Source organism: Sediminicola luteus (genome assembly GCF_040566555.1).
Classification (GTDB): domain Bacteria; phylum Bacteroidota; class Bacteroidia; order Flavobacteriales; family Flavobacteriaceae; genus Sediminicola.
On sequence record NZ_JBEWYP010000006.1, the window covers coordinates 1 to 13,926 of the forward strand.

The 13,926-nt window shown below is 33.9% G+C and carries 18 protein-coding genes; all 18 read left to right on the forward strand.

Translation table 11 applies throughout. The annotated features are described in order from the left end of the window. The first annotated feature begins 513 nt into the window (after positions 1–513). Complete coding sequence (locus ABXZ32_RS10875) at positions 514–993, forward strand: SRPBCC family protein (RefSeq protein WP_354618704.1); 480 nt, start codon at positions 514–516, stop codon at positions 991–993. Between the two features lie 161 nt (positions 994–1,154). Then, positions 1,155–1,682: a DUF4304 domain-containing protein gene (locus tag ABXZ32_RS10880; RefSeq protein WP_354618705.1), complete on the forward strand. Its 528-nt coding sequence runs from the start codon at positions 1,155–1,157 to the stop codon at positions 1,680–1,682. Positions 1,683–1,830: 148 nt separating this feature from the next. Then, complete coding sequence (locus tag ABXZ32_RS10885) at positions 1,831–2,214, forward strand: hypothetical protein (RefSeq protein ID WP_354618706.1); 384 nt, start codon at positions 1,831–1,833, stop codon at positions 2,212–2,214. Next, positions 2,214–2,579, forward strand: coding sequence for a hypothetical protein (locus ABXZ32_RS10890; RefSeq protein WP_354618707.1), 366 nt, complete (start codon positions 2,214–2,216; stop codon positions 2,577–2,579). Before ABXZ32_RS10885 ends, ABXZ32_RS10890 begins: the two co-directional genes overlap by 1 nt. Before the next feature lie 160 nt (positions 2,580–2,739). Next, the gene (locus ABXZ32_RS10895; RefSeq protein WP_354618708.1) at positions 2,740–3,693 is read left to right on the forward strand and encodes a hypothetical protein; all 954 of its coding nucleotides are present in this window, start codon (positions 2,740–2,742) and stop codon (positions 3,691–3,693) included. 163 nt (positions 3,694–3,856) lie between these two features. Continuing rightward, positions 3,857–4,609: a DUF6090 family protein gene (locus tag ABXZ32_RS10900; RefSeq protein WP_354618709.1), complete on the forward strand. Its 753-nt coding sequence runs from the start codon at positions 3,857–3,859 to the stop codon at positions 4,607–4,609. A 275-nt stretch (positions 4,610–4,884) separates the two neighbouring features. Next, positions 4,885–5,136, forward strand: a complete 252-nt coding sequence (locus ABXZ32_RS10905; protein ID WP_354618710.1) for a type II toxin-antitoxin system ParD family antitoxin — start codon at positions 4,885–4,887, stop codon at positions 5,134–5,136. Further along, positions 5,129–5,428: a type II toxin-antitoxin system RelE/ParE family toxin gene (locus tag ABXZ32_RS10910; RefSeq protein ID WP_354618711.1), complete on the forward strand. Its 300-nt coding sequence runs from the start codon at positions 5,129–5,131 to the stop codon at positions 5,426–5,428. The genes ABXZ32_RS10905 and ABXZ32_RS10910 overlap by 8 nt, the downstream gene beginning before the upstream one ends. A gap of 295 nt (positions 5,429–5,723) precedes the next feature. Continuing rightward, the gene (locus tag ABXZ32_RS10915; protein WP_354618712.1) at positions 5,724–6,221 is read left to right on the forward strand and encodes an RNA polymerase sigma factor; all 498 of its coding nucleotides are present in this window, start codon (positions 5,724–5,726) and stop codon (positions 6,219–6,221) included. Between the two features lies 1 nt (position 6,222). Then, a complete protein-coding gene (locus ABXZ32_RS10920) occupies positions 6,223–6,507 on the forward strand; it encodes a hypothetical protein (protein ID WP_354618713.1) in 285 nt (94 codons plus the stop codon). Between the two features lie 317 nt (positions 6,508–6,824). Next, positions 6,825–7,592 (forward strand): DUF6090 family protein, encoded by a 768-nt coding sequence (locus ABXZ32_RS10925; RefSeq protein WP_354618714.1) that lies wholly within the window; start codon positions 6,825–6,827, stop codon positions 7,590–7,592. A gap of 329 nt (positions 7,593–7,921) precedes the next feature. Continuing rightward, positions 7,922–8,653 carry a DUF6090 family protein gene (locus ABXZ32_RS10930; protein ID WP_354618715.1) on the forward strand — a complete coding sequence of 244 codons (732 nt, stop codon included), beginning with the start codon at positions 7,922–7,924 and terminating at the stop codon, positions 8,651–8,653. Next, positions 8,650–9,339 carry a DUF6090 family protein gene (locus ABXZ32_RS10935; RefSeq protein ID WP_354618716.1) on the forward strand — a complete coding sequence of 230 codons (690 nt, stop codon included), beginning with the start codon at positions 8,650–8,652 and terminating at the stop codon, positions 9,337–9,339. The genes ABXZ32_RS10930 and ABXZ32_RS10935 overlap by 4 nt, the downstream gene beginning before the upstream one ends. Positions 9,340–9,532: 193 nt before the next feature. Continuing rightward, positions 9,533–9,928, forward strand: coding sequence for a toxin-antitoxin system YwqK family antitoxin (locus ABXZ32_RS10940; RefSeq protein WP_354618717.1), 396 nt, complete (start codon positions 9,533–9,535; stop codon positions 9,926–9,928). A gap of 409 nt (positions 9,929–10,337) precedes the next feature. Beyond that, positions 10,338–10,733, forward strand: a complete 396-nt coding sequence (locus ABXZ32_RS10945; protein ID WP_354618718.1) for a VOC family protein — start codon at positions 10,338–10,340, stop codon at positions 10,731–10,733. Between the two features lie 99 nt (positions 10,734–10,832). Next, entirely contained in the window at positions 10,833–11,450 is a 618-nt protein-coding gene (locus tag ABXZ32_RS10950) for a hypothetical protein (protein ID WP_354618719.1), read from the forward strand. 257 nt (positions 11,451–11,707) lie between these two features. After that, positions 11,708–13,147, forward strand: a complete 1,440-nt coding sequence (locus tag ABXZ32_RS10955) for a pyridoxal phosphate-dependent decarboxylase family protein (RefSeq protein ID WP_354618720.1) — start codon at positions 11,708–11,710, stop codon at positions 13,145–13,147. Positions 13,148–13,325: 178 nt separating this feature from the next. After that, positions 13,326–13,913, forward strand: coding sequence for a dioxygenase family protein (locus tag ABXZ32_RS10960; protein WP_354618721.1), 588 nt, complete (start codon positions 13,326–13,328; stop codon positions 13,911–13,913). The last annotated feature ends 13 nt before the right edge of the window (positions 13,914–13,926 follow it).

Sequence of the window (13,926 nt, forward strand, 5' to 3'; positions counted from 1 at the left end):
GAATCCCAGCTCGATTTGATTAACATCAAATCTCAACAACGGATTCTTAGCCTAAACGTTGTAAGTAATTTAAAAAATGGCAGATGGTAGTTTATCCCAATTCAAAGCAACTTTAGCGCGAAGACAGGCGAGAAAGGACAAGAATAGTGGGAAATTTGACCGGAATAGTTTGGATTATAGTTCTACTGCATCTAAGACGGAATTTGATTTTCCCGTATTAAGTCATGCGGATTTGGAGGATTTAAAAGGGAAAATACGTACTGATATACGTATACAAAAAAGAAAAGAATTGGTATTTTATCTGGTTGTTATAGTATTAACGATATTCCTATTTTTCAGTTTAATTAATTAATAAAGAAAAAACTACTTACAACAACAACTATAATTAATTGCGGGCGGATTTCCCTTCGGAAAATCCACGCTCATTTAGTATGTTTAGTCTGCGGGCGGAAATCCTGTCGGATTTCACACCGCAACTAATCATAGTCTAACCGTTACCATACATACTATCAAATGCCTCGAATTGAATTGCGGACATATATTAAAGCTGACAAGAATATAGTGTTCGACCTGTCTAGGAGTATCGATTTACACAAAATATCGACTGAACATACAAATGAAGAGGCCATTGATGGCGTGACCGAAGGCTTAATTGGATTAAATGAAACCGTTACATGGAGGGCCAAGCATTTTGGAATTTATCAAACCCTTACCTCCAAAGTGACCGAATTTTCTCGACCAAAGTTGTTTACAGATGAAATGGTGAAAGGAGCTTTTAAAAACTTCAAACACGTACACCAATTTTACGATCTTGATGACGGGACTGAATTGATAGACGTATTTGAATATCAATCTCCGCTTGGGTTGTTAGGCAGTTTAGCTGACAAGCTATTCTTAAAACAATATATGACCGGCCTTTTATTAAAAAGAAATGAAACCATAAAGGAATTCGCTGAATCTGAAAAATGGAGAGAAGTGTTACCTAAAAATTAAAAAAGTACATATGGTAACAATGGCTATAATCCATTATTTAGCATATTTACTACAAATCAAAAGTTTTCGTACTTTAGACCGGCATGATCCCAAGCTCGATTTGATTAACATCAAATCTCAACAACGGAATCATAGCCTAACCGTTACCTGCAAGCTTATAAATGACCGCAAAAGAGAAGCAAATAGAATTCATAAAAGGTTATTTGAAACCTAAATTGAAAGAAGATGGATTTCGGACTTCTGGCCAAAACTGGTGGAAAATCTATGAAGACTTCTTCATTCTGATAAATCTTCAAAATTCTCAATGGAACAGTAAATTTGAATTGAGCTTTTGTTTTAATATCGGAGTAGGACTTACCGAAAAAATGACTGACTCTAAAAGGAAAAAGCCATCATATTTTGACCTCGCTACTATTCTAAGAGAAGAAGCATATTTGTCTGATTCAAGAAAAAAACACAAATATCGACAAGACGGTTGGCTTGGCTATTTGATAAAAGACAATACCGATTTGAATGACTTTACGAATGAATTAAATAAAGATTTTGAAAAAGAAATATTACTAAAATTAAGTGGACTGAAATCTATTAAGGACTGTCTGCAATTCTATGAAAAGTTCGATTTTTGGGGAGATAACCTAAAACAGCAAATAGAAGAAATTGAAAAAACTAGAATAAAAGCAAGCAGGTAACATGGGCTATAATTCATTGTGGCATTATGCAAAAAACAAAAATAGAAACTAACAAACGGCCTGATTTCATAAGTGGGAAAGTCTACGACGTTCCCCACAACGAAATCATAGCCTAGGCGTTGTACACCATTTAAGAAAAACCGAAAAAATGAGTTGGGACATTGTACTTTTTAATTCAAAACAGAAGATAAATTCAGTTGCTGAATTAGACGAAAATCAATTGGTATCGACTGATTTTAGCGGAATTTTGGAATCTTCTTTTGACCGAATTAATAAAAAAGACAACCATAGAGAAATTGTCGGAACTGGCTTTACGATTGACTTTTTTACAGACAATGAGCAATCGAGCAATTTTATGCTGTCATTATATGGAGAAAACGGAATTTATGCCCTAATTGAATTAGCCAAAAAACATAATTGGCAAATTTATGACTCTGGAATTGACGGAATGGTCGACTTGGAAAATCCAGAGAAAAACGGATTTAAAAATCACAGAAAATACGTTGAACAGATAATGAATGGTCAATCATAATGGCAGAAACAAGCGAACAATCATATGACTATGTCTGCTTTAGTGATTTAGCTTATGAATTTGACTTTTGTGACCTAAAAGAAGCTGAAAAAAAGATTAAGCGGAAATTAAGGTATTATGGACTTGGAAAATATGACCAGGAACGAGTTGACTATGTCAGAAAACTAAAAAACAACTTGTTCAAAGAGATTAGACTTTATGATAAGTCAGAATATTACATTCCATCAAAATCGGAATTTGCGGAATTCACTGACTTTGATTATGAAAAAATGAAAGGTGATTTCCTGAAAAAATATGATAAAATAAATGATTCAGATATGTCTCGGATTTTAAATTTTGCGATTTATCTGTATTATATGAGATAAAAAAACGGTGTACAACAATGTATAACCGCAATTACGGCGGATTCGACTACGTCCGAATCCACTCGGAATTGCGAGCGCTAGTTCTAAACCGAAAATAATCGCTAATTTAACCCGTAACTGACGGTTATACGAGACCGTTGTAGCATATTTAAACATAATAATGAACAGATATAAAATCATAATACTTGCATTAATTTTTTCTACGCCGATTTATAGCCAAATTGACTCATCCAAAGTTGCATTTGTTTCATATTGGTCCATTGGAGATAGTTATGATTTTAATGTTTCTAAAATAAAACAAAAATGGAAAGACGGAAATCTAACTAAAGACGAACATCAAAATTACATTGCCAATTTCACTGTCCTCGATTCAACTGATACGTCATACACTATTAATTGGAGTTATGAAGTCGACCTAGGGAGTACTTATAAAATACCAGAAAAATTGGTGGAAAAATTTTCTAAATACAAGTTGAATAAAATAATTTATAAAACTACAGAACTTGGTGAGTTCATTGAAATACTGAATTGGAAAGAAGTTGGAGACATAATGAATAATATGTTTGACGACCTTATTACATTCCAAGGGGAGGAGAATGGAAAGCAAATAGATGTTTTAAAAACAGCAATGCAACCGCTGAAACAAATTTATAGTTCGAAACAAGGAATTGAACAATTAGTTGTTAAAGAATTACAATATTTTCATCAATTAATGGGCTTGGAATATGACATTTCCGAACCAATAATATACGAAGAGTCATTACCAAATATGTTTGGTGGTAATCCTATAAAAGCACAAGCCAAACTTTATTTTGAAAACGTGGATTTTACAGAAAGCTATTGCACTGTAAAACAAGAATTAAGTATGGATCCAAAAGACACAAAGGAATTGTTAAATCAACTATTTGTGCTAATGAAACTTGACGATAAAGAAATTGGAAGAGCACTCGAAACAGCAGTTTTTAAGGTAGAAGATAGAAACACTTATGAATTTTATTATAATCCTGGTATACCTCATAAAATAGAAACAATTAGAGAAACAGTAGTGGATATAGAAAGGGAAAAAGCAAGAAGTTTAGACAAAACTATTATTGAATTAATCTATTACAATTAAAAAACATGCTACAACAAGGGCTATAATTCATTGTGGCATCATGCAAAAAACTAAAATAGAAACAACCAAACGGCCTGATTTCATAAGTGAGCAAGTATACGACGTTCCCCACAACGAAATCATAGCCTAGGCGTTGTGCTTCATTATCAGAAACCGCTAACCAATGATAAAATTCTTTCGAAAAATTAGACAAAAACTGCTCTCTGAAAATAAATTCAGCAGGTATCTGATTTACGCAATTGGAGAAATCGTACTTGTTGTTATAGGAATTTTGATTGCACTTTCCATAAACAATTGGAATCAAGACCGTATAGAACATAAAGAAACCAAAGTTTTATTGGGCAATCTTAGCTTAGATATTGAAGAGAATATCAAAAACCTGAAAGACCAACAAAATCTATTTAAGATTCGAAAAGATTGGGCAGATCTTATTCTCAAATCTCTGAATGATCAAAATGTAGAAGATTCCACAATATTTATTACGGCCATTACAAGGGTAGGTTGGATTATGGACTATTCTCAAATGCTTCCTACCTATACTGAAATTATTAGTTCAGGGAAACTATCGTACATTAAATCAGAAAATCTTAAAAAAGCATTGGCTGACTATCAATCAAAAGTTGAATTGAATCGGCAAATTTTATCAACCTATAATCTTGGCTTAAAGGAAACCGAAAGGTTGGCTATTGGTCATCTTAATGGAATGCCTGAGGCTTCTAATTTAATTAAACCCCTCTTACCAAATATAGGAGTAAGTTTTGATTTGAGGTCTATAGCTATAGACGCCGAATTTAATAAAAACATAAAGCACATTTCTTTTCAAAGTGCTGGTTCCATGGATTATATAAGCGATCAGCTCATTACAAATGCAGAACATTTAAAAAGTTTGATAGCCGATGAATTAAATAGCTATTGAAGAAATAAGCAAAATAAAAAACATACTAAATTCAGAACTGAAAGAAAAAAATAACGAAAGCACAACAATGGCGATAATTCATTGTGGCATCATGCAAAAAATAAAAATATTAACCATCAAACGGCCTGATTTCATAAGTGGAAAAGTCTACGAGCCAACGCGCCAACCCACCCACTGCTCTCGCAGATGTCGTCACAACGAAATCATAGCCTTGGCATTGTGTGTAATTTGGTGAAAATACCAATTTTTGGTATATTTGAGTAAAAAGTTTCAAAATGAATAAAAACACATCTATATCACTAGGAAATTATTTCGATCAATTTGTTCAAAGCCGAATAAAAGAAGGTCGATTTAAAAATGTTAGCGAAGTTATACGCGCTGGATTAAGACTTTTAGAGGAAGAAGAAAGTAAAGTAATTGCATTAAAAAACGCAATTCAGGATGGAATCGATAGCGGAATTGCGCATGATTTTGACCCCAAAAAACATCTTGAATCTCTAAAAGCAAAAAAGCACTCGAATGGCTGATTTTAAATTGACAAATAAAGCTGTTGAAGATTTATCGAAAATTTGGGATTATACTTTTGAGGTCTGGTCTGAAAACCAAGCCGACAAATATTACGAAATGTTGATTTCAAGTTGTCAAGAAATTGCAGACAATCCGATTTTGGGAAAAAACTATGATGGTATTACTCCAAGTCTACTCGGAATGCAAACCAACCGACATATCATTTTCTATCGGACTTTATCTGAAAGCTATGTTGAAATTACTAGGATTTTACACGAGAGATTGGACTTAAAAAAGAGAATAGCAGAATAAAAAAACTACACACAACAAGGGCTATAATCCATAGTGGCAGCATGCAAAAAACAAAAAAGTAAACCAACAAACGGCCTGGTTTCATAAGTGGAGAAGTCTACGACGCCAACGCACCGACTCGCCCAATGCTTTCGCAGATGTCATCACAACGAAATCATAGCCTAACCGTAGGCAATAATAGCATCGAATTCCATTTCATATCTAATCTTCAAAAGTATTTATAATCATATTGTCATATTTATACGATTCTTGTAACTAACTATAATGGAGGGTCGAAAGACTTTAATTGTACAATATGGAAAAACAATCATTTGAGCAGGTTCTTGAGAAGAATAAAGAAAAGATCTACAGAATTTGTAAAATTTATGCTGTTTCTCCAATTGAACCAGAAGATTTATTTCAGGAAGTAACTTATCAGATATGGAAGGCTTTGTCTACGTTTGAGAATAAATCTAGTATAGATACTTGGGTTTATAGAATTACATTGAATGTATGCATTCGCTCTAAAAACAAATTAAATAGGGTCAACAATAAAAGTGTGAGATTAGAAACAATTAATTTTCAACCCACATCAATTTATCCAGACCAAGATTTGGAGAAAAAATATAAGGCACTTCAAGAATGCATAAACACACTAAGTAAAATAAATCAAGCCCTTGTTATTTTTTCCTTAGAAGACTTACCCTATAAAGAAATAGCAAAAATTACAGGATTAACAGAAAATCATGTTGCTGTTAAAATGAAACGAATTAGAAAAGAACTATTAGATTGTATAATTTCTAAAATAGATTAATATGACACAGAAAATAGAATGGCAAGAAATAAAAGAAATTTGGAAAAATTCTTCACAAACAAAGAAGATTGATATTCATATTTCCCAATTGCAAGAAGAATTAAAAAGTAAAGCAAGTGAATTTGAAAAGAATTCTATCAAATCGGATATTTCGTTTCTAACTCCATATTGGGAAGATTTTAAATCGAAGACAAGTCAATTTGAAAAAGACTCGGTAAAAAATGATTTATTGAAGTTAACTAAAACTCTAAAAAACTTTCTTCCAATATTTAAAAGGAAGAAATAGTATTTTAACCTACTATTGCCAACATCGGTTATCGCAAATAGCGGGCTTTCAAGTAAAAGTTATTTTTTAGACATCAAGTAACAAACAACTAAGCCGACAAGAAGCCGTCCTTACTCCACGCTAGTTGCGTTCACCAAGACCGTTGCGCTTCACTATTCTATCAAGCTACTTAGTTAAAAATCATATCTTTAGAGAAACCAACCTCTAATGATCAAATTTTTTAGATTATCGAAACAAAATTTAGCAAAGCAATATCAAAGGTCTAGTAGACCTTTGATGGAGATAGCCGCTTGCGGAAAAACGCAAAAGCATACATCATGATTAAGTTCTTTAGAAGAATCCGCCAGCGACTACTCTCTGAAAATAAATTCAGTAAATATCTTATTTATGCTATTGGCGAAATTGTACTTGTAATGATAGGTATTTTGCTCGCCCTTCAAGTGAACAATTGGAATAACCGTCGAATTGAAAAGTCAAAAGAACAGGCAATTTTAAAAAATCTTCAAATAGATTTTAAAAATAATATTGACAACCTAGACCTCGCCTATAATCGTTTTAAAGAGGCTTATCAAGCTTCTGCAATGTTACTTGAAATTATAAAAGATGATAAAGATATAAATCCGACAGAAGTTGATCATTTGATTAATGAAATCGTCAATAAACCGATGTCATTTGATTTCATAACGGGATCGACAAACGAAATAATAAATACTGGCTCGCTCCATTTAATTCGTGATCCTGCGCTGAGAAAACAGATATCAAATTGGTCTTATTATTTTACTGATACTCAAGATGACATGGTAATTTACAGAGACTATTTATTTGGTTTTTTTATCCCCTCTTTAACAACCAAAGTCAGATTAAGAAACTTATCAGTTCCTTTAATTTTTGAAGATGATCTTGATTTACAAAAGATATCAAATTCTGGCTTTAAACCTGACTATAATAAGGCTATTAAGACATTTGAATTTGAAAATCAAGTATCTAATAATGCATTAAACTATATGTGGGTTATAAATTCGTACAAAGTATTTCTAAACTATTTGATCGATACCTTAGAACTTATTGAATCTAATATAAAATGACAATACCGATCCATAAATAGCGAAAGCATGACAACTTGTATAATACATTGCACGTTTTCGTTGTTTTTAGGGGGAATTTGTGTTTTAGCGTGTGTACGATTCCCACTCCGAAATCCAAGCGGATTTCTTAGTAAAGTAATCATACACAAACCGGTTGTGCTCCACTATTTTATCAGGCTACTTAGTTAAATATCATATCTTTAGAGAAAACAACCTCTAATGATAAAATTTTTTAGATTATCGAAACAAAATTTTGCAAAGCAAAATCAAAGGTCTAGTAGACCTTTGATGGAGATAGCCGCTTGCGGAAAAACGCAAAAGCATTCATCATGATCAAGTTCTTTAGAAGAATCCGCCAGCGACTACTCTCTGAAAATAAGTTCAGTAAATATCTTATTTATGCGATTGGCGAGATAATTCTTGTCGTTATTGGAATTTTGATTGCATTGGCACTGAACAATTGGAATTCTGATAGCAAAGCGAAAACCCAGGAGTTGAGTCTTCTTGCTGAGATGAGAGAAAATCTTGAAAGTGACCTAATCGATTGCCAGTATAACATTAGAGTAAATGAGCGGCTACATATCTCAAACAAATTAGTTCTTCAGGAGTTGGAAGCAAGGAATCCATTTCATGATTCACTAAAATTGCATTATGGTAGATTATGGGGAGGCACCACTCAGACAATGAATACCTCGGCCTATGATAACTTGAACTCTATTGGTTTCGACCTAATAAGAAACAATAGCTTAAGACGTAGCATTACCGTCTTGTATTCTGAACGATACCCTTATTTAAAAAGATTGGAATCCGACTTCGACAACAAGATCCAAATGAATGAGATGCTTCCACAAATCAATGCCAAGATTGTAATTGATTCCATGTGGCAGAGCGGATACCCAATTGATTTCAATGCATTGATGAATGATGATGCCTTTAAAGGATTACTAAGAAACAATATCTTCGTAAGATCATTTATGATTGGGAAGTACACGGACATTGAAAATCAATTGAAAGATTTATTAGGTAAAATCGAACGTGAACTCGAAAGCAGGCAACGATGATAAAATTCTTTAGAAGTATCCGCCAGCGACTACTCTCTGAAAATAAATTCAGTAAATATCTTATTTATGCGATTGGAGAAATTATACTTGTAGTAATAGGAATTTTAATTGCGCTTAGCATAAACAATTGGAATCAATCTCGAAAGCAAAATAATGCCGAAAAGGAATTTTTACAAGGCATTAAAACTGACTTAAAGAAGGATAAAGAATATATTAATCTTGTTATACAACTACAGAAACCAAAAATTGATGTATTTGATCATTTAAACTCCGAATTACCAGAATTCAAACATGAGAATAAAATTGCAGTTGATTCCTTATTTAAAATATATTTTACCAGCCAGCGTACATTTTATCCAATTTCTGGCTCCTTTCAATCGGCCGTTTCAGGGAATGAAATCAATTCCTATAAAGACAAAGTTATTTCAAGTTCTCTTATCAAACTTTATAATACCACATATGGAAGGTTAATTGATAATGGTAAAATCAGCGATGATAGATGGGATTATCTAAGTAGAAAATATCGCCATGAAAGACGAATTGGAATTACTCAAAACTTGAATGATTCACAGCTTTCTGAACTCTTGGATGACATGTATCACCATTTTGTGCATATGCATTGGTATCAAAATCAATTAATAGATGCCAATCGAGAGATTGATAAAATATTAGAAAAAATAGAATAAACTAATATTATTACAATAACGAAAGCACATCACCTAGTATAATCCATTGCTAGTACTCGCCTACAACAAATCCCGATCCCGGCCCCGATAGCTATCGGGGTCGGGATTCTATTTGATTTTATTTGTTAAATTAGATACTTAAATACACCACTAATCTTACACAATCACGTTGTAGCCAATTAAAACAAATACAATGAAAGATATCTCAGGAATCGATGAAAATGGAAACCCAAAGAATGGTCCATTTAAGTTGTTCTTCAAGAATGGACTAATATCTTGTCAAGGCGAATTTGTGGACGGGAAAAAGTCAGGTGCTTGGAAATACTTTCTTAATAATGGACAGTTGCGGTCATCTGGCAACTACAAAAACGGGAAGATTGTTGGTCGGTGGAAATGGTTCTTCAAAAATGGCGAACCTAGGGGTACAGGCCGCTTCGATGATAATGGGAATAAACACGGTGAATGGAGGCGATATCATGCCAATGGACAACTTTGGGACGAAGGGCGCTTCGAACATGGCAAGAAGAATGGTACTTGGAAAGTCTATAACGAGACTGGCGAACTCCTTACCGAGCAAACTTTCAAGTAGTGAAAGGAATGTCTCAGTCTATTTTCAATGCTTGATAACAGATGATTTGAGCAATCCGTTTCAAAATATTTTGTGAAACGTTAATAAAAAGAATTCAACAAATTCTCTGACTAAACTGAAACTTGATTAACAGGATTAATCAAAGAATAGAAAAAACTGGCTTCAACACCTTGTATAATTCATTGCTAGTCTTAGCCTGTTAACGAATCCCGGTCCCGATAGCTATCGGGGTCGGGGTCGGGATCGGGATCAGGATCAGGATTCTATCTGATTTTTATTTGCTAAATTAGGTACTTGAACACGCCACTAACCATAGACAAACACATTGGCACCAATTTGAAAAAATCACCTACTGAATTTCAAAAAGAGCAAAGGAATTCTAAAAATTCGGAGTATAAATAAAATAAATATGAAAGTAACACTAATTAGCATTCCTGTACGAGACCAAGAAAAAGCTTTAAAATTTTATACAGAGAAGTTGGGCTTCATAAAGAAGAAGGACTTGCCATTGGGAGGTGGAAATAGATGGTTAACCCTAGTTTCACCAGAGTGGCAGGATGGACCAGAATTATTATTGGAACCTGGCCCTAATCACTTTGAGCCTTGTAAAGTCTATCAAGACGCATTGATGGAAGCAGGCTACCCTTACACTCAATTTGACGTTGACAATGTTGATGCCGAATATGATAGATTGACCAAACTTGGTGTAGGTTTTAGTGTAAAACCAACCGTAATGGAAACATGGAAATACGCAGTTTTTAATGATACTTGCGGAAATAACATTCAAATCGTTGAGAACCTGTAAATAAAAAACTGTGGCTAACACGGGCTTTGGGGAATGTTTGGTAGGTAGCCGCCCTTCTTGCCATAGCCTAGAACGTTAGCAGAAATAAGAGCAATTAATATGACTAAGCTATTTACTTTATTAATACTCATTATTATTATATCAAGTTACGCTCAACAGAATGCATTGTATGACATAATCCCTAAAAATGAAAACGTTATAAATAAGACAAAGGATCAACTTATAGACCAAGCCAATCAGATCATTTCCTCCAAATATCCAGAATTTGTCATCGATTCTCTATTGTATGAAATCACAGTTTGGAAAAACTCCGAAAAAACAATCGTTAACTACAGGCGAATAATCAAATTTACCCCTCTTGACAAAAAGGATGAAAACTTGGATTATGATTTTGAGGTTAACCTAACCCACCGAGAGGTCTCCCCATTTGATTTTCGGGGGTTTGAAACGTTTTACATTCCAACTACAGAAGAGCAAGAGAAAATTAATTTTATCATCAAAGCGTTTGGTTTACCACGCGTAGGTTTTAACAATGCTATTGTTGAAGGTCCCGAGATGTACAGCATTTACATAAATAACGAAACGGCGTTTGGCGAATACTTCATAGATAAAATAACTGGCAAAGAGTGCATGGGTTCGATAGAAGGAAGTTATGCCCTAATACCCGACTTTCCTGAATTAGTTGACGCAGATCCTTTAATTGAAATCAAGGAATAACCATGGCACGCACTTTTTATGAATTGACAAATGGTTAAAATAATTACCACTGCCAACACCCTTAATAATTAATTGATAGTTCTAACCTACTTAAGAATAGCGATCCCGATAACTATAGGACGGCGAGTCCAGATGGCTATCATGATCTATTCGGTTTGTATTTGCTAAATTAGGCGCCCAACCAATGCAACCACTTATGGCCGTGTCCGTTAGTCACAAAAAATAAATGCAATAATAGTTTGAAAATTCACCTATTTATGATGAACAAAATTAAGGAGTTAGAAAAATTATCACGACTTCTAGATCCAAAAGCGAGTCAAAGAGAAAAATGGAATTCTGAGGTTTTGGGTTATTCAAATACCTTCATAAACAATTTAGAAACTTCCAAAGCCTATATCAAATCTGAAGAAAATGGCAAGGAGATCTACAAGTTAGACATTGAAGAACAAGCTGTTGAATTAACGGCATTATTAGATAGCACAACAAAAAATATTGACAAGGTGGGTATAAACCCTGCTTCAGGTGGACATATGGGCTATATTCCTGGTGGGGGACTTTATCCTTCTGCACTTGGAGATTACATGGCAGCAGTTAGTAATCGTTATGCAGGAGTCTTTTATGCTGCGCCAGGAGCAGTTCGTTTAGAAAACATGCTTATTAGATGGATGTGTCGTCTAATGGATTATCCTGATAATGCCATTGGCAATTTAACCTCTGGAGGATCAATTGCTAATTTAATGGCCTTGGTGACAGCTAGGGAAGTCCATAACATCAAAGCTCGAGATTTTGAAAGATGCGTAATTTACCTTTCAGAACAAGCACATCATTCGATATTAAAAGCTATCCGAATTTCAGGGTTGTCCGAAGCTCAGTTAAGATATATCCCTTTAGATGAAAATCTAAAGCTTTCACCAGTTCATTTAGAAAATTCAATTATTGAAGATAAAAACAATGGTTTAATCCCATTCTATATCAATGCTTCTTTTGGAACCACTAATACAGGAACTATTGATCCTTTAGAATCTATTGCTGCAATTGCAAAAGAGCACAAGTTATGGCTTCATGTAGATGCAGCTTATGGAGGTTTCTTTAAGTTAGTGCATGAATTAGACTCAAAATTTAAAGGCATAAAAGAAGCAGATTCTATTACCTTGGATCCTCACAAAACGCTTTTTCTACCTTACGGAACGGGAGCTATACTTATAAAGGATAAAGCACATTTATTAAAGGCTTATCATTGCTTAGCAGATTATATGCAAGATGTAATTGGTAAGGAGGATGAAATTTCACCTGCAGATATATCAGCAGAACAGACAAAACACTTTCGAGGAATGAGGGTGTGGTTACCATTAAAATTATTTGGTTTAAAGCCTTTTAGAGCCGCATTGGAAGAAAAACTATACCTAACTAAGTATTTCTATGAGGAAATTCAAAAAATAGAAGGGTTTGAGGTAGGACCGGAACCGGAACTTTCTGTGGCTATTTTTAGGTATGTTCCCAAAAATGAAGACCCAGATTTGTTCAACAGAAATTTGATTGAAGCGATTCAAAATGATGGTCGTATATTTCTTTCATCTACGAACATAAATGATGTCTTTTGGATTCGGATAGCAGTAGTGCAATTTAGAACTCACCTTGAACAGATAAATCTATTGTTGGATATTATCAAAGAACACTTAAAATCAAAATTGAGATAGGTTAAATTAATCAAGGGTCAACTCTGTATTATTAATTGCTAACCAGCATAACTAAGCATCCGGACCCGTTCCAGAAGGTTATCGGAATTCTATTCGCTATATATTTGGTAAATTAGATGTTGTAAATACCCAACTTAACTTATTCAAGATCGTTGTAAGTAATTTAACCAGACCAAAAATGGGGCGATTCATAATGATTATTTTTTTTATCTCTCTAGTCAGTTGCGCTATAGATAGAACTATTGGCAAGGTATCTGGAATTGAAAATAATACGCTCATTAATTTCCAAAAATTACAGAGCAAAAGTAGATTGTATATTACCGATAAGAATGAGCCCGGAGAAAAACTTCAACTTTGTTTGACCTATATTGATAAAGAAAGTAAAAGTATTCTCCCAGATCAATTGGTGAAATTTTACCACACTTCTACCTTTGGGAATTATGATCAAACCGACCCTACTGACGAGTCAACGGCAAGATTAGGTGGACAGGCATGGACTAACGAAAAAGGGCAGATATATATTGAAACCATTTTACCAGGAGATTATGGTAGTGCTAATGACAATCGGCATATTCATACAACGGTTTTTGGAGCAAAACCCGAAGCTTATGATATTCACTTTAAGCAATACACCGATTACATGGGGAAAAACTTTAGTAAAGGCAGTGACCAACATTTTTTAGCGGACTTAAAAAGGACAAAAGAAAATGAATTGGTTGCTTTTTTAAATATTGAGGTAAAGAATCCTTATCAAGCTGATAATTAAAAATTACCTATCA